This is a genomic window from Burkholderia sp. MS389 (genome assembly GCF_016899425.1).
GTDB classification, from domain to species: Bacteria; Pseudomonadota; Gammaproteobacteria; order Burkholderiales; family Burkholderiaceae; genus Burkholderia; species Burkholderia sola.
The window spans coordinates 488,003-502,470 of record NZ_CP045996.1 but is presented as its reverse complement, the minus strand read 5'-3'; the positions used below and the strand labels follow the sequence as shown (position 1 = coordinate 502,470).

Here is a 14,468-nt window from a genome sequence, read left to right as displayed (position 1 = left end):
AGAGGTGGAACGACATGTCCGTACACCTGTCGCTCGTATTCCCGGGCGCCGCCGCGCACGTTCCGCAGCTTGTTCGCGAACTTGTCGCACGGCGGATCGCGGTGCTTCGCGGCCCTCGCTCGTTCGATCTGAGCGATGCGCAGGCATTGCTGCATCTCGGGGCCATGACGTGCGATCGCGTCGACTACGTCGTCGCCGACGCTTCCCCCACGCTGGAATCGATCGAGATGGCCGGCGCGTTCTTTGCGGCGAGCGGCGCGGACGCGATTCTTGCGATAGGCGGCGGGGCTGTCATCGATACGGCGAAAGGTGTCAGACGGATCGCCGCATGTCCGCACTTGTGCGCCGCCGATGCGCTACGTATGCGCGGCGGGTCTACCCGACGGCTTCCTGCTTGCATCGCGGTGCCAACCACGGCCGGGACGGGAAGCGAAGTCACGCCATTCGCGACGTTCTATGTCGGAGGCATCAAGCATTCGGTCGACCATCAGGACGCCATGCCGGACCGCGCCGTGGTCGATGCGCGATTGACGGGAAGCCTCGACGCACGCCAGACGGCCTGCTCCGGTGTCGACGCAATCTGCCACGGCATCGAGTCGATGTGGTCGAACGCGGCGACGGCGGAAAGCATCACGTATGCGAGCGATGCGCTGACGCTCTGTGGCAGGCATCTAGGCGACGCGATTCGCAAGGGAGACGCCAACGCACGTGCCGCCGTCATGTACGCTGCGCATCTGTCCGGCCGCGCGATCGCGATCACCCGCACAACCGCGGCACATGCGTTGTCGTACGCTCTGACGGCGCGGTTCGGTATCCCCCACGGTCATGCGGTCGGCCTGTTCATGGGGCCGGTGCTCGCCGAACACGCGCGTGCGGTTCATCGCGGCAAGGGCATTGCCGAATATCAGGAGACGATCCTGGCACGCCTCGCGTTGCCGAATGCACGCACGCCACGGCAGCGATGGGAGGCGCAGTTGCGTGAATGGGCGCTGCCCGCGACGCTCGCAGAGGCCGGCGTCCCGCGCTCGGCATACGCGGAACTCGTTGCGGAGGTGAATCTCGAACGGCTCGCCAATCATCCGGTACGCCTCGATCTGCAACATTTGCTCGATGCGTTGTAAGTACGGACCGCTGATCGATTTCAATCCAGATAATCGGCCCGCAACGCGGCATTTGCCCCCGACGCGTTGATCAGCGGACCACTTTACGGGGGCATGGAGAGCAAGTGATGAGCAAGCAACCCGAAGTGGTACATGCGAATTTCGATTTGTTCCAGAAGGAGGCGTCGACCCTGATCGGATCGTTCTCGGAGGCGATCGCGCGCGTCGGCAGGGGGCCCGCGCCCAATCAGGCAGTACTCAAGCAGGTGCTCGAGGCCTCGCTCGCGAACACACTGGCGTCACTCGCGGCGTCATTGGCGACGTCGATCTCCCACGTGTCGCGTGCCGATTCGTTCGCGAACAACGTAGGCCGTTTGCGTGAGCGTGTGCAGTCGCAAAGCAATTTGTTGATCAAGGCAAGCGAGATCAAGTGAAAGATGCGGCCTGGTTGAAACTAGGCCGCACTTGTGAGAGCACGCTCATCATGACCTCCGATTCGGGCACTTTTCAGGCGTTCTTGCGTCAGCAGATCGAACGGGAGCAGGCGCCCGTCTACAAGCCGATTCGCAGGCTGTCGACGCGCCTGTCGTGGCGCCTCGCGAAAGCGAACGTCCACCCCAACCTGCTGACGTTTCTCGGGGCGCTCGCGGCGCTCGCCGCCGCGACCCTGATGTCGTACGGGCAGCGTGGCGCGATGATGGCGGCAGCGGCGCTTATCGCGGTCGCGTATCTGTTCGACTGCATGGATGGTGAGGTTGCGCGAGCCGGCGGCCGGGCGTCCGCGTTCGGCGGACAGCTCGATCAGCTTTCGAATTGGGTGACGCTCGTCGCACTGCAGATCGGGCTGGCACTCGGCGCCTCCGTGCAGTCCGGCAACCCGTCGATGGCGACGTGGGGAATGTTTGCCTTGGCCGGCTGGTGCACGTTCTACTACCTGTACCTGCAACTCGCGAGCTGGGTGCCAGGCGACGGCCCGTTTGCGCTGCTGCGCAAGTTGTCGCGCATTCTCTTCGCGGCGATGCCGCTCGACGAGAATCTCGTGCTGCTTGCGGCGATCACGGGCCATGCGAAGATCGGTATCGTGGTATCGGCGATGCTGTCGCTGGCGCTGTCGGCGGTAGTTTGCGCGACTTACATCGCAGGCATGATCGCATCGATGCGCGAGACGCGCCAGGCGGATGCGGCATCAACGGCCCCCCCCTCCTGACGCGGCAATCCGGGCGACAGAAGGGATTTCCGGGATCGGCATCGACGTGGCAGGTTCACCGCACATGATTACCCGCATCTTGTGCCTACTACCCGTTCGCAACGGCGCGGAGCACCTGCAGGCATACTTCGATAACGTGCGGCGCTTCGCGTCCGGCATCGTCGCGCTGGACGATGGAAGTACGGACCAGACGCTCGACCTGCTGCGCCGGGAGGCACTTGTTCTTCAGGTGCTGCGCAATCCGCGACGATGGTCTTGTGCAGGATGGAACGACGCAGAGAACCGTCAAAGGTTGCTAGACGCTAGCGCCGTCCACGCACCCGACTGGATCGTCTGGCTCGACGCCGATGAACTCATCGCGGAACCCGACCTGCCTCTTCTGCGAACGCTGATCTCCGAAATCGCAAATCCGGGGCACGCTTATGCGTTCGAGGTTCTCAGAATGATCGGGGACTTGGCTCATTTCGACCAGCACCGACTTTGGGTGTATCGAATGTTCGGCTTCCGGGCCGGACAGCGTTTGCCTGCGGCGCGCCTGCACTTCCAGCCGATTCCAGACGACATCTCCCGGGAGCACATGCACCGGACCATCATTCGCATTCTGCACAAGGGCGGCATGACCCCGCAGGCAAGGCGCGCCAGATTTCTGAAATATCGAGAGGCCGATCCCGGGAAACTCTGGCAGGCGACGTATGCCAATCTCCTAGCAGGTCCGGGACATCTGTGGAGCCTGCGCGCGCATCCGAAAGACGCAGACATCGTCATCGAATGATCCCGCCTCTGGATTGCATCGATTTCCGTGACAGACCTAGCGAACGCTGCGGGACGCGACGATCGTTTCCGCGACCACATCCAGCGTATCCATCAACGGCTCCAGTTCTGCCGTCAACGCCGGGGTAATCATCAGTTGCTGTCCATCGGGTGAAAGCACAGCGAAGATACCTCGCTCGAGCAGTGACTGGATGATTTTTTTTGGTCGGGACGCGTGCGCAAATTCGGGATCGCCTCCCCCGATGTTGACCGCCATCGATAGCCCTACGCCATGGATGTCGAAGTGGCCCCCCAATTTTCGGCCGTTGGATTCGAATATCGCGGTCACGGCACTCGCCAGTTCGAGCGCACGGCTACCCAGGTCGGCGGCCTGGTGGAATGCAAGGGTCGACAACGCCGCTGCACAGCCCGCCGGCGACCCACCGTAAGTGGAAGCGAAAGAAGCTTCGTCCAAAAAGGATCGCAAATCGTTTGCCACGAGCGCGAGAGATAACGGGTAGAGCCCGTTTGTGAGTGCCTTTCCGCAAGTAATGACGTGCGGGCGAATGGGGCGGCCTTGGAATGACCATGGATGCCCCGTTCTGTTCATACCCGTCCCGATTTCATCACAGACCAACAGAAAGCCAAATTCGTCCGAAAGGCGCTGAAGCAGATTCAGGAATGCGTCCGGTACGACACGGCACCCGGCGTTGGTGAGGACGGTTTCGAACACGACCGCTCCTATGCTGTCTTCTCGCGTGAGTAACGCTTCGATCGTTGCAAGGTCCGCGTCCGAAACAGGAGCGGGCAGCGCGAAACGTCGATTATCGAGCCCCAGCGCATCAATGTGGTCGACAGGATATCCCGCGGCGAGCGCCGCGCCGAGCGTGCTTCCGTGATAGGCGTCGCCGACGCACGCGACTCCCCCTCTGCCGGTTGTGACGCGGGCGACCTTGAGCGCGTTGTCGATCGCCTCACTGCCGCTGCATGACAGGATCGGAATGTATCCGGGAAAGATGCTGCCGAGCTGTTCCTTGAACCGCTCCTGGTTCGGATCCGTGCACCATGAGGGTCTGAAAGGGAGGGCTCTGGCGGCCTCGATCCAGTCCGTGAAGATCGCTTCGTTGTTCCAGCCGGCATTGGTGACGTTCCAACCGGAAGTCAGGTCGTAGTAGACACGCCCGTCGATGCCGATCAGTCGATCGTTCTTCGCGCCATGGAGCGCCAGCAGTTGTTCTCGGCCCATCTTTCGTCCTCGCTCACCATCGCCATTAGTCGTCTATCGCGCCCTCGGTCTTGTAGCAGTTGCGGCAGTGCGGCACGACCCGGCGCCCTGACGAGACGAGACTGGACCGGAACGCCTGACCTCGGCGCAGGATGTCGTCGACCTCTTCGCTGAAAATGTTTCCAATGACGCCACTCCGATCGAACGAGAGCATGCAGACATGCACATCGCCGGTTACCGTGATGCACATCGCGTTGCCTGCCCAGAAACAGGCTCCTTGAGGAAGGACGTCGGCCGCAAAGGGTATTTCCCGTCCTTCTCTGTCAATAGGGCAGACTCTGGTCCATGCGTCGCACCTGCGGGACAGGACGACAAGCTCACGATCGTAGATCGCGCCGCGCAGATAGGTGATCTCGTAGATTCCGACGCTCAAATGCGGCTCGCCTGCGGCATCTCGCGCATCCAGCAGCCTTTCCAAGCCGCGCAGCGTTGGTAACCACGTGCCGGGCCCCCGGTTGGCTTCGTGCAGGACTCGTCCACCCCCGTCTATGGACACGTATGCGAGATCTCCTTCGCGTGTTTGCCGAACAATCTCGGCACACGTGTCGTGCGAAAGCAGGAGCCCGTTAGTGTGGAACTCGAGTGGAACGCCAGGAGCGGTCGTATTGCGGATGCGAAGAAATTCGCCAAATCGCTTGTTTGTCAGCGGTTCACCGCGCCAGTTCAGATGGAGTTTCTCGATCGTGACGCCGGCGGCATTCAATTTTTCGAGCACGAGCGCGAAGTGATCCGTCGAGAGCAGGCGCGATGTATGGACATGCTTGGTATAGCAGTCGCGGCACGCCAGATTGCATGCCGCGGACAGATCCATCCAGATCCATAGGGGAACGGATCCTCGTTCCATTATCGGATTGCCCCCAAGGCACGCCAGTCGACCATGCGCAGGGTGCTTCGCCGCCCGTCCAGCGCCCCCTCAATTTCACGCCATTGACGGTCCCAAATCGAAGTCGATCGAGGATCGACCCGGATGACCTTGCCTGCCGACGTAGACGCCCAGATCCACGATCCGTCCGGCAGGCACGCCGCGGCATGTTCGTGGATTCCGTCTTCGTCCCAGTCGAAAAAAGCCAACAGGCAGCGCTGCGCCGATACCATCTCCGTGGCTTGTACAGTAACGCCTTGACGGCCTCTCGCCATTTGATCCGCAGTCATCCATGGAAGCTGCGCAACCGTGAGCCGCAGGCTCTTGCGAATGGCACGCATCAACAGACTCGAACAATCGATGCCGGTCGGCCCGCGGCCGCCGAACTTGTACGGGGCGCCAACCGAAGCCGCCAACCAGTGAGCGAGTCGAATCTCGTACCTGGCAATCGAGGCGATCATTCGAACGGCTGAACGCCCGAAACAAGAATGATTTTGTGGGCGAGCCGTGGGCTTCTGAGCGACGACGACGCCCCCACGACCATCGTTCCTGTAATGAGATCGTGCTGGTATTTGACGCTCGGCCACCATGGCGGGATATAAAGGATGGCTTCCACGCCGTCCTGGACAAGCAACCCGTCAGCGCCGGCTTCGGTAATGCTGACGACAGCCGGACTGCCGGGCTTGATCTTGCCAGCAACCGCCAGGCTTTCGCCCCCGATGTGCAGCTCGCCGCCAATGCCGGTCCGATTAGCCGTTTGCACCACTAATTGTGCGTCGCCGACCCGTAGCGGCGTTGATTTGATGTCGTCGGTGTGAACCGACAATGACAGATACCACGTTCCCCGGATTCGGACTGCCGCCATCGTTGCCCCCTTATGCGATAAGTGTGGTGGCTACTCGATAGAAACACGCAAAGAGCGTATCCATGTAGCGTTGCGTTGTCTACTATTAGATGCACCATCAACTCCGACCTGAGCAGGTGATGCATGGCACCGCGACCCTGCGACTTGCGTCGACAGGAGTGCGTTCGATGAAATCCGTCTCACCTGGCCAGACCCCAAACGAGTTACATCGATTCACCGGGACGCCCTCCCACCCCCTCCTCTGGGCCGTTCGTTGCTCTGGCGAAGTCTTCCATGTCACGGCGACGGGAAAAATCACCGAGTCGTCCCTTCCGAAGGGATGGCATGCCGAGGAGGTCACGGTTGCCGCGCAGGGTAGGACCTGGGTCATGGCACGAAACGAATGTCACGCGAGATGGGGAGTCTGGCTGCGCGTTGCTGGCGGGGCTTCCTGGAAGCTGGTGATCGAGTTGGAACAGCATGCTGCGATTGCTGCAGCAAGGTCAGGCGTATGGGTGCTGGCAGGACACCGGCTGGACTTGATTGGCGACGACGGTCGTATTCTGCAATCCAATGGTCTCGAATTCGACGCGGTTGGCGTCTGTGAAGGTCCCGATGAGTCGCTGTGGTTGTTGGGGGGCCTTGCACGCTTGGGGGGAAAGCCGATTCGGAGACGAGGCGCAGGGGCGACGTGTTGGCACGAGATGCCAGAACCCATCGCGGCGACACAAATTGCTTGCGCACCGGACGGATGCGCGTGGACGGTCAACTCGCGAGGAGACCTTTGGCGGCTTCACCCGGACGGCCCCGGTCACTTCGCCGAGTGCCGTCAATCGGCAAACTGCCGCAACTGCCTGAAATCGCCTCGCGCCGGCATGGTCATCCGCGTCTGTGTCGGAACCGACGGTCAGGTCTGGTGTTTGACCCCAAAAACGGTACCAGGAGGATATTGCATCGCCAGACTGGCGCCCGGAAGCCGCCGCATGACTGAACTTCCCGGCCAGGTTGGCGCGATCAGCATCGCCGCTGCCACCGGTTGGCCTGACGGCGAGTAAGTGTCCAAAGCAGCATATCGGCGTCGGGCCGATGTTCCGCACCAATGTCAGCCCGGAAGCAATTCAGCCGATGGCGCTCTAGTGAAGCGGACATGCGACCTGGTCGATTTTTGGCGGAGACGAGTTAATCCGCTTTGGGCGACCGCACGACGCGCATCATTGGTACGCGAGCGGCCGGTAAGTCCTTGAAAAGCCGACACCCGAATGTCAGATCCCCTTACGCGAAGAATGGCGCTTCCTCGCCGATAGCGGCCTCTCGCCACACCGCCAACCGCAAGCCCGGCGAATCATTCCCCTGCCCGCGCTCCCCGCCTCATATGCCCCTCGGCAACCGCACCGTAAAAACGGTTTCCGTCTGATCCGACCGCGCATCAATCCGGCCGCGATGCGCCTTGGCGATTTCGTTGGCGATAAACAACCCGAGCCCTAGACCGGCATCATCCCCCGTCCGTCGCGAACGATCAGCCTCCCCGCGCTCGAGCGGATCGAAAATACGGTCGAGCGTGCGCGGATCGATCGCCGGCCCGCTGTTGCCGACCTCGACGACCACGTCGGCGCCGGTCGTCGCGGCCACCACCCGCACCGGTGTATCGCGCGCACCGTACTTGACGGCATTGCTCACCAGATTGCTCAGCAACTGCTGCATGCGCTGGTCGTCCCACTCGCCCCGGAGATCCCCACGCATATCGACGGTGATTTCGCGATCCGGATGACCTGCCCGCAGCTCGTCCACCACATTGACGAGCACATGCGCGAGGTCGATAGGACGGGGAACGACGTTGATGCCCAGCCCGAGCTGGGTTCGATTGAAATCGCAGAGATCATCGAGAAGGCCCTGCATGCGACCACCGCTTCTGATCAGCCGAGCGGCGGCCTCCGATATCTCCTCACCCGCATTGAGCGCGGCAAGATACGACGCCGTGAGCTGGATCGTCTGCAGCGGCGTGCGCATGTCATGGCTCAGCATGCCGAGAAACAAGTTACGAGCCTGTTCGACCTGTTCGGTAAAAAACGAGACGGATTCCGCGAGCGCCTGATCGATCGCTTCGTTGAAGCGAATCATGTCGTCCATGTCGACCGGGCCCGGCCGACACGCGTCGATCCACAGGCGCAGCACGCTGGCACGCAGCGCCCGATACTCGGCCGCCAACTGGTTGATGTTGAAACCCCGCTGGGCGCGCAAAACGGCATGCGTCTGCGCGGCCGTCTCGCTGGCGTTCGCCGGCTCGGGTGCGCGCCCCAGCGATTTTTCGTGTTGCGCTTCCCTCGTCTGCGGGGTCGCGATGTCCTTGGCGACGGCGATCAGGATCTCGCGCGCGTGGTCGCGTAGTCCGTGCGAGGTCATGTACCTCGCGGCCGGTAACAGCGTGGCAGCAAACGCTTCCCACTGCACCAGGATCGGTTCCATGTTCCGTACGATGAAATCGGAAAGACGCATGTCGCCCCTCACAACGGAATGAACGGTGGACGCTTCTGTCGAACCGCAAGATATCACGTGAATGACGGCGAGGCCCGCAGCGGGCTTCGATTCGCACGCCCGTCACGTCGGGCGGCCACTATCGTCGATAATCGATCCGCGTCATTCCGGTTCCGCAGGGCGCCACCTTTCAATTGCCGCGACACCGGCAGCACGAACCTTGCTTCGCGCCCGTTCGACCTCCATCCGACGGTGGGATCGGCCGCCGCTTCCTGTCACGGCCGGCCGCCGGCACGAGATTGCACATGCCCAGGAAAAAATCCAGCCTCTGGTTGCGACATCTTGAACTGTTTTCCGCGGCGGCCGGTGCACGTCCGAAGAAGCGCGCCGGCAAGGCGCGGCCGGCCGCCCAAAAAACCGCCACCAGGCTCGCTCAACGGCCCGCCAAGCCGGCCGCCCCCGCCCGCGCCGCCAAACGGACGGGTACCGCACGCGCGCCGTCGGCCCGGCCGCCCGGCACCTGGCTCCGGTCGTTTCATTCGGCCGGCCCGAGCGCCGGCCGGCTCGTGAACCATCTCGCGTACGCGCTGTATCTTCCCGCTACACCTGCCCAGACAGCGGGCATGCCCGTCGTCGTCATGCTGCACGGCTGCAAGCAAACCGCCGAATCGTTCGCCGCGGGCACGCGCATCTGCCGTCTCGCGGAGCGCTCGGGGTTCGCCGTGCTGTTCCCCGAGCAGGCCAAGACGGCCCATGCGCACCGTTGCTGGCACTGGCATGGCGACGCGACCCAGTCGGAAGCCGCGTCCGTCGCGTCGCTGGTCGACGCCATCGTTCAGCGCCACGGCTTCGATCGCGACCGGATCTACGTGGCCGGCCTATCCGCCGGCGCGGGGCTCGCCGCGGCGCTGGCGCTCCGGTATCCCGACCGCTTCGCGGCCATCGGCCTGCACTCCGGGCCGGCCATCGCGCCGCCGTCGTCGACGATGGCTGCGATGAGCCTGATGCGTCGCGGCCTCCGCGACGATCCGATCCACGCGCTCGACGCGTGCGCCGACGTCGCGGCCTATCCCGGCATGCCGGCCTTCGTGATCCATGGCCGGCTCGATACGGTCGTGACCGACCGGAACGCGACGCAGCTCGGCATCGCGTTCGCGCGGCTCAACCGGCTCGTCGACGAACACGGTGCGATCCGCGTCGGCGAACAACGCAGCTACGCGCACGACGATGCGGACTACGTCGACTATCTGAAGGGTGGACGGCTGGTCGTCAGAGTGTGCATCGTCCGCGGGCTGCCGCATGCATGGAGCGGCGGCGATCCGGGCGAGCCGTTCCATTCCGCCACCGGCCCGGACGCGACCGCGATGTTCTGGCATTTCTTTCGTCGTCAGCGCCGCAAGCGATTGGCGTGACGCGCGGCGCTCGCGCCCGTCGCCATCGCGTCGTCATGCCCGTTGCTCCAACGCCGCCGCGTTCGCACGATCGCCGGCACGCCGAACCGGCAACCGTATCCGGAAGGTCGTGCCGCGTCCCGGCTCGCTGGTCACGTCGATGGTGCCGCGATGACGCTCGACGATGCCATGCGATACCGACAGCCCGAGCCCCGTGCCCTGCCCGACCGGTTTCGTGGTGAAGAACGGATCGAAGATCCGCCGGACGACGTCGGGCGTCATGCCGGCGCCGGTGTCGCTGATCGCGATCGATACCTGGTCGCCGTCGCTCGACGTGCGGATCGTGATCACGCCGCGCTCCGGAATCGCCTGCGCCGCGTTGACCAGCAGGTTCATGAACACCTGGTTCAACTGCGACGGCAAGCATTCGACGTGCGGGACGTCGCCGTAATCGCGCACGATGTCGGCCTTGTACTTGAGCTCGTTGTGGACGACGTTGAGCGTGCTCTCGAGGCCCGCATGCAGATCGACCACGCTCCATTCGTCGCTGGCCGGGCGCGAGAAATCGCGCAAATCCTGCACGATGCGCCGCACGCGCAGCGCGCCGTCGATCGATTCGTCGATCAGCATCGCGATCTCGTCGCGGACGTAGTCGAGATCCGCGACACGGTGCACGGCCGTCAGCGCGTCACGGGTGGCCGGATCGAGCTGCGGCAGCGTGGCCTCATGCGCCGCGACCACGTCGAGCAGGCTGCGCACCCACGTCTTCAGCGTATTGAGGTTCGCGCTGACGAAGCCGATCGGATTGTTGATCTCGTGCGCGACACCGGCCGCGAGCTGCCCGATCGACGCGAGCTTTTCCGACTGCAGCAATTGCTCGTGCGTTTCCTCGAGCGCATGCAGCAGGCGCCGCTGTTCGTCCTTCTCCTGTTCGAGCAGCGCGTGCGCGGCCTTGCGTTCGTCGATCTCGGTCGCCATGTTCTCGCGCGTACGTTGCAGCATCTGCGTCGTCTGCTCGTAGCGATGCAGTGCGCGTTCAAGTTCGCCGGTTCGCAACCGCACGAGTCGCTCCAGCGTGTCGGTCATCCCGCGCAGGAACGTTGTGCGCGCATCGAAACGGCACACCAGCAGCGTGACGACCAGCGTCGCCATCGTGAACAACGCGACCGTCGTCGCGAGCCACGGTGCGTCGACGTCGTTCGCGGCGCCGCACCGCGCATCCGGCGCGAAATGCGCGGCCGCCATCGCCGTGTAGTGCATGCCGGTAATCGCGATGCCCATGATGACGGCCGCGCCGATGCGCTGCGCGGTCGCGTAGCGTGCCTGCTGCATGCGCAACGCCTGCGCGATCCACAGCGCGGCCGTCGACGCGATCACCGCGATGCCGATCGACGCGGCGAACAGCAACGCATCGTAGCGAATGCCGGGCTCCATATGCATCGCGGCCATCCCCGTGTAGTGCATGCCGGCGATCCCGCCGCCCATCAGCACGCCGCCCGCGCACAGCCGCCGCCAGCCCAGCCGTGCGCGCGTGACGACGTTCAGCGCGAAATACGACACGAGCACCGCGATCGCCAGCGAGGCGCCGGTTTCCTGCCATGCATAGCCGAGCGGCACCGGCAACGAAAACGCGAGCATGCCGACGAAATGCATCGACCAGATGCCGGTGCCCATCGCCGCCGCGCCACCGCCCAGCCACGCGCGCTTGAGCTTCGGATTGTCGAGCAGCGAAATGAACGCGGCGAGGTCGAGCGTCGTATAGGAGGCCAGCGTCGCGATCGCGAGCGACAGCAGGACGAGCGGAACGTTGTAGATGCCATGCATGATCGGACGCCCGGAACGGGTTGATTGCATCGCCGCGGTGCGGGCGCTCGCGCGCACCGCGGCCATCAGGCCGCCGTTCGACGTCAGGCCGGCGGCGCGCCTGCGTGGGGGGCGTGCGCGTGCCCCGCCGGACGGGCCAGCACGAGAATGTCGAACGGCGTGCCCTCCCGCGTTTCGAAGCGGCGCACGAGTTCGATCTGGTGCGCGGACATCACGCTGCCCTTCGTCATCAACAACACGCCGCGATGCGTGCGCAGATCGTCGGCGAGTTCCATTCCTTCGCGCAGTTGAGCCGACCGGATTTCCGCGACGGACGCCGCGATGCCGAGGCTCGCCGGATCCCGCATCAACTCGACGAAGCGTGCGACCAGTTGCGGGTCGTAACGCACGCCTGCTTGCGAGTGCAACACGTCGATCGCCTGCTCGATCGAATGCGGCGCCCCGATTTCGCCGTGGCGCAGCCCTTCGAAATCGCGCGCGATCGCGACGATCCGCGACCCGACCGGGATCGCGTCGCCGACCAGCCCATCCGGCGTGCCGCGGCCGTTGAAGCGCTCGTACTGGTGCAGCACGATCGACGCGACCTTGTGCAACTGGGCGACCGGCGTCAGCACCATCTGCGCGCGCAACGGATGCTCCTGGAACACCCGGTGCTCGTCCGTCGTCATCCGCGTGAGCGGCTTGTGCAGCAATTCGTCCGGCAGCGACAGCTTGCCGATGCCGTGCAACAGCCCCGCGAAATAGACGTCCTGCGCATGCAGTTCGCTCATCCCGTCGGCGATCGCGAGCCGGCGCGCGATCTCGCCGACGCGCATCGCATGCCCGCTCGCGGCCCCGCAGCGCAGCTCGATCATGCTTGCGCACACCTGAACCATCGCCGTGAAGCTGCTTTTCAGGTCGCGCTGCGCCGCTTCGAGGAACATCACCGTCTGGCCGAGCTCCTCGGTGCGCGCGCGAACCTGCGTTTCGAGATCCGTGTTGAAACGGCGCAGCGCTTCGTTCTGCGCTTCCGTCAGCGCCGCCAGCCGGGCCGCTTCGCCGCGCAGACGGCGCTGCTCCAGCGCGTGCTCGATCGTCAGCAGCAGGTCGTGATCGTCCCACGGCTTGTTCAGGTAGCGATACACGCCGCCTTCGTTGACGGCCTGCATGACCGACGCGATCTCCGCATAGCCGGTGAGCAGAATGCGCATCGTGTCCGGGTACAGCCCCCGCGCGCGCGCCAGGAATTCCGCGCCGCTCATGTGCGGCATCCGCATGTCGGACACGATCAGATCGATTTCCGTCGACGCCAAGATCTCGAGCGCGGCCTCGCCGCTGTCGGCGGTCACGATGTCGTAGCCGGTGGGCCGGAACACGCGCCTGAGCGCGGACAGCACGTTCGGTTCGTCGTCGACCAGCAGGATCGACGGTACGCGCGCCGCGTCGCCGGATGCCGCGGCGGTGTCGGACGTTTCGGGCGGCACGGCATTCACGCCGTTTGTTGCAGATGTCGTCATAATCGGCCTCGGCTCCATTATTTACGCCCTCTCTGCAACATCGGCCGGTGCCGCGTTTTCCACATTGGTGAAAACGCTAATGCGTGCGTGTCGATTTCAACCGGAATGCATCACGCGAGTGCTACGTCGTTGCCGCGCCCGGTTCGCGGCGGTAGGTGATGTCCCATTCCGCTTCGTCGGTTCGCACGAAGCCGTGCCGTTCGTAGAAGCGGTTCGAATCGCTGCCGCGCAAAGCGCCGACGCGAACGGGCATTCGATGTTCGTCGGCGTCGGCCAGGATCGCGCGCAGCACGGCGGCGCCGATGCCTTTGCGCTGATGCGCGGGCACGGGCCACCGGGCATCGAGGACGCGTGATCGCTTCAGCGCGCCTCGATGCCTTGCGCTTGCATGAACTGACTCCGGACATCTTCGCTCAACACGGACTTCGGCGGCACACCTCTCGTCGATCGGCGAGCGCGAAGCAAGCGAGCGAGCCGATGCGATCGGCTCAAGGAATAAAAAACGCTGGCCAGTAAGCTGGCCAGCAAAAGGTTCTGGCGATCCGAGGTTGAGTGTGCCAGAACCGCATACATTGACCGGCGTACGTGTACAAACGGACGGAGACGGCAAACGACCTGCCCCAAAGATCGGGACGCCCGGCTCGACCCCGCGCAACAATCTGTGATCGCAGTTTAGGCCAAGCTCACGGATGCTGCCACGCGAGCGTTCACGCCCGCAAGCTCCAACGCATCGTCGGAATTCGGCCCTTCCCATGTCGCGATCATCGCATCGGTCGGCAGATAGTCGGGATCGGCCGACGCGACGCCGGCCCACAGTCCTTGAGACACCTGTCTGCCATGGAGATAAAAGTGCAGCTCCCGGCCAGCGCGCTCGCAAGTACACCGGATTCTCTCCACCGATTGGCCCAGCCCTCTGATCTGTGCGACCTGGTTGCGATCCAGCTCGAACATGGCGCTCACCACCCCGTCGCAATCGACAATGCCGATCATGTTGCTGTCATCGGTGAATGTCCACGACGGATGCGGCGTGCCCAAACGCAGCATGAAAAAATCTGCGGATTCTGAACCAATCATCATGTTTCTCCTGCAACGATACGCCGCTCTACTAACTGTAACTTGATAAAGACACGCGCTCATCCAATGCCCTCTCCTCGTCGTGCCTGGATGCGCGAATGGCGGTACGCCAGCGCGTTGCAACAGGCGGGCGCAACATGGAAACGCGCACCGCCCGTCGCTT

General features: G+C 63.8%; 14 protein-coding genes and 1 pseudogene. 6 read left to right on the top strand and 9 right to left on the bottom strand.

The window, feature by feature from the left end:
* Positions 1–14 precede the first annotated feature (14 nt).
* The 4 genes from GJG85_RS31900 (at position 15) to GJG85_RS31885 (ending at position 3,079) form a co-directional block, all read left to right on the top strand.
* Positions 15–1,121, top strand: a complete 1,107-nt coding sequence (locus GJG85_RS31900) for a phosphonoacetaldehyde reductase (RefSeq protein WP_185722562.1) — start codon at positions 15–17, stop codon at positions 1,119–1,121.
* Between the two features lie 107 nt (positions 1,122–1,228).
* Positions 1,229–1,534, top strand: coding sequence for a hypothetical protein (locus tag GJG85_RS31895; protein WP_124630104.1), 306 nt, complete (start codon positions 1,229–1,231; stop codon positions 1,532–1,534).
* 50 nt (positions 1,535–1,584) lie between these two features.
* Positions 1,585–2,307, top strand: a complete 723-nt coding sequence (locus GJG85_RS31890; RefSeq protein WP_124630103.1) for a CDP-alcohol phosphatidyltransferase family protein — start codon at positions 1,585–1,587, stop codon at positions 2,305–2,307.
* Positions 2,308–2,371: 64 nt separating this feature from the next.
* Entirely contained in the window at positions 2,372–3,079 is a 708-nt protein-coding gene (locus GJG85_RS31885) for a glycosyltransferase family 2 protein (protein ID WP_185722560.1), read from the top strand.
* 36 nt (positions 3,080–3,115) lie between these two features.
* Here GJG85_RS31885 and GJG85_RS31880 read toward each other — a convergent pair whose 3' ends face one another.
* From GJG85_RS31880 to GJG85_RS31865, 4 genes are read right to left on the bottom strand one after another with little or no spacing between them, the layout of a single operon-like run.
* Positions 3,116–4,303: an aminotransferase class III-fold pyridoxal phosphate-dependent enzyme gene (locus GJG85_RS31880; RefSeq protein WP_204384783.1), complete on the bottom strand. Its 1,188-nt coding sequence runs from the start codon at positions 4,301–4,303 to the stop codon at positions 3,116–3,118.
* Between the two features lie 25 nt (positions 4,304–4,328).
* Positions 4,329–5,153 (bottom strand): radical SAM protein, encoded by an 825-nt coding sequence (locus GJG85_RS31875; RefSeq protein WP_185722558.1) that lies wholly within the window; start codon positions 5,151–5,153, stop codon positions 4,329–4,331.
* Between the two features lie 32 nt (positions 5,154–5,185).
* Entirely contained in the window at positions 5,186–5,665 is a 480-nt protein-coding gene (locus tag GJG85_RS31870; RefSeq protein ID WP_185722556.1) for an NlpC/P60 family protein, read from the bottom strand.
* Complete coding sequence (locus GJG85_RS31865) at positions 5,662–6,030, bottom strand: hypothetical protein (protein ID WP_204384782.1); 369 nt, start codon at positions 6,028–6,030, stop codon at positions 5,662–5,664. Before GJG85_RS31865 ends, GJG85_RS31870 begins: the two co-directional genes overlap by 4 nt.
* Before the next feature lie 407 nt (positions 6,031–6,437).
* Here GJG85_RS31865 and GJG85_RS31860 point away from each other — a divergent pair, with 407 nt between their 5' ends.
* Complete coding sequence (locus tag GJG85_RS31860; RefSeq protein ID WP_124637496.1) at positions 6,438–7,103, top strand: hypothetical protein; 666 nt, start codon at positions 6,438–6,440, stop codon at positions 7,101–7,103.
* A 313-nt stretch (positions 7,104–7,416) separates the two neighbouring features.
* Here the strand turns inward: GJG85_RS31860 and GJG85_RS31855 are convergent, their stop codons facing one another.
* Positions 7,417–8,541 carry a sensor histidine kinase gene (locus GJG85_RS31855; RefSeq protein ID WP_204384781.1) on the bottom strand — a complete coding sequence of 375 codons (1,125 nt, stop codon included), beginning with the start codon at positions 8,539–8,541 and terminating at the stop codon, positions 7,417–7,419.
* Positions 8,542–8,825: 284 nt separating this feature from the next.
* On the opposite strand from GJG85_RS31855, the gene GJG85_RS31850 reads away from it, so the two are divergent.
* Positions 8,826–9,932, top strand: a complete 1,107-nt coding sequence (locus tag GJG85_RS31850) for a PHB depolymerase family esterase (protein ID WP_050013500.1) — start codon at positions 8,826–8,828, stop codon at positions 9,930–9,932.
* Positions 9,933–9,965: 33 nt separating this feature from the next.
* Here GJG85_RS31850 and GJG85_RS31845 read toward each other — a convergent pair whose 3' ends face one another.
* From GJG85_RS31845 to GJG85_RS31830, 4 genes and pseudogenes are all read right to left on the bottom strand, one after another.
* The gene (locus tag GJG85_RS31845; protein WP_204384779.1) at positions 9,966–11,735 is read right to left on the bottom strand and encodes a histidine kinase; all 1,770 of its coding nucleotides are present in this window, start codon (positions 11,733–11,735) and stop codon (positions 9,966–9,968) included.
* A gap of 83 nt (positions 11,736–11,818) precedes the next feature.
* Positions 11,819–13,231 carry an HD domain-containing phosphohydrolase gene (locus GJG85_RS31840; RefSeq protein ID WP_204384778.1) on the bottom strand — a complete coding sequence of 471 codons (1,413 nt, stop codon included), beginning with the start codon at positions 13,229–13,231 and terminating at the stop codon, positions 11,819–11,821.
* Positions 13,232–13,352: 121 nt separating this feature from the next.
* Positions 13,353–13,580 (bottom strand): annotated as a pseudogene (locus GJG85_RS35140) (GNAT family N-acetyltransferase); the annotation flags it as partial.
* Positions 13,581–13,903: 323 nt separating this feature from the next.
* A complete protein-coding gene (locus GJG85_RS31830) occupies positions 13,904–14,308 on the bottom strand; it encodes a hypothetical protein (protein ID WP_050013502.1) in 405 nt (134 codons plus the stop codon).
* Positions 14,309–14,468: the final 160 nt, after the last annotated feature.

What these genes read in the sequence shown, in the direction of transcription:
- GJG85_RS31860 (WP_124637496.1), top strand. Translation starts at nt 6,438, where the DNA reads ATGGCACGAAACGAATGTCACGCGAGATGGGGAGTCTGGCTGCGCGTT.
- GJG85_RS31830 (WP_050013502.1), bottom strand. Translation starts at nt 14,308, where the DNA reads ATGATGATTGGTTCAGAATCCGCAGATTTTTTCATGCTGCGTTTGGGC.
- GJG85_RS31895 (WP_124630104.1), top strand. Translation starts at nt 1,229, where the DNA reads ATGAGCAAGCAACCCGAAGTGGTACATGCGAATTTCGATTTGTTCCAG.
- GJG85_RS31845 (WP_204384779.1), bottom strand. Translation starts at nt 11,735, where the DNA reads ATGCATGGCATCTACAACGTTCCGCTCGTCCTGCTGTCGCTCGCGATC.
- GJG85_RS31900 (WP_185722562.1), top strand. Translation starts at nt 15, where the DNA reads ATGTCCGTACACCTGTCGCTCGTATTCCCGGGCGCCGCCGCGCACGTT.
- GJG85_RS31885 (WP_185722560.1), top strand. Translation starts at nt 2,372, where the DNA reads ATGATTACCCGCATCTTGTGCCTACTACCCGTTCGCAACGGCGCGGAG.
- GJG85_RS31875 (WP_185722558.1), bottom strand. Translation starts at nt 5,153, where the DNA reads ATGGATCTGTCCGCGGCATGCAATCTGGCGTGCCGCGACTGCTATACC.
- GJG85_RS31880 (WP_204384783.1), bottom strand. Translation starts at nt 4,303, where the DNA reads ATGGGCCGAGAACAACTGCTGGCGCTCCATGGCGCGAAGAACGATCGA.
- GJG85_RS31840 (WP_204384778.1), bottom strand. Translation starts at nt 13,231, where the DNA reads ATGACGACATCTGCAACAAACGGCGTGAATGCCGTGCCGCCCGAAACG.
- GJG85_RS31850 (WP_050013500.1), top strand. Translation starts at nt 8,826, where the DNA reads ATGCCCAGGAAAAAATCCAGCCTCTGGTTGCGACATCTTGAACTGTTT.
- GJG85_RS31890 (WP_124630103.1), top strand. Translation starts at nt 1,585, where the DNA reads ATGACCTCCGATTCGGGCACTTTTCAGGCGTTCTTGCGTCAGCAGATC.
- GJG85_RS31855 (WP_204384781.1), bottom strand. Translation starts at nt 8,541, where the DNA reads ATGCGTCTTTCCGATTTCATCGTACGGAACATGGAACCGATCCTGGTG.
- GJG85_RS31870 (WP_185722556.1), bottom strand. Translation starts at nt 5,665, where the DNA reads ATGATCGCCTCGATTGCCAGGTACGAGATTCGACTCGCTCACTGGTTG.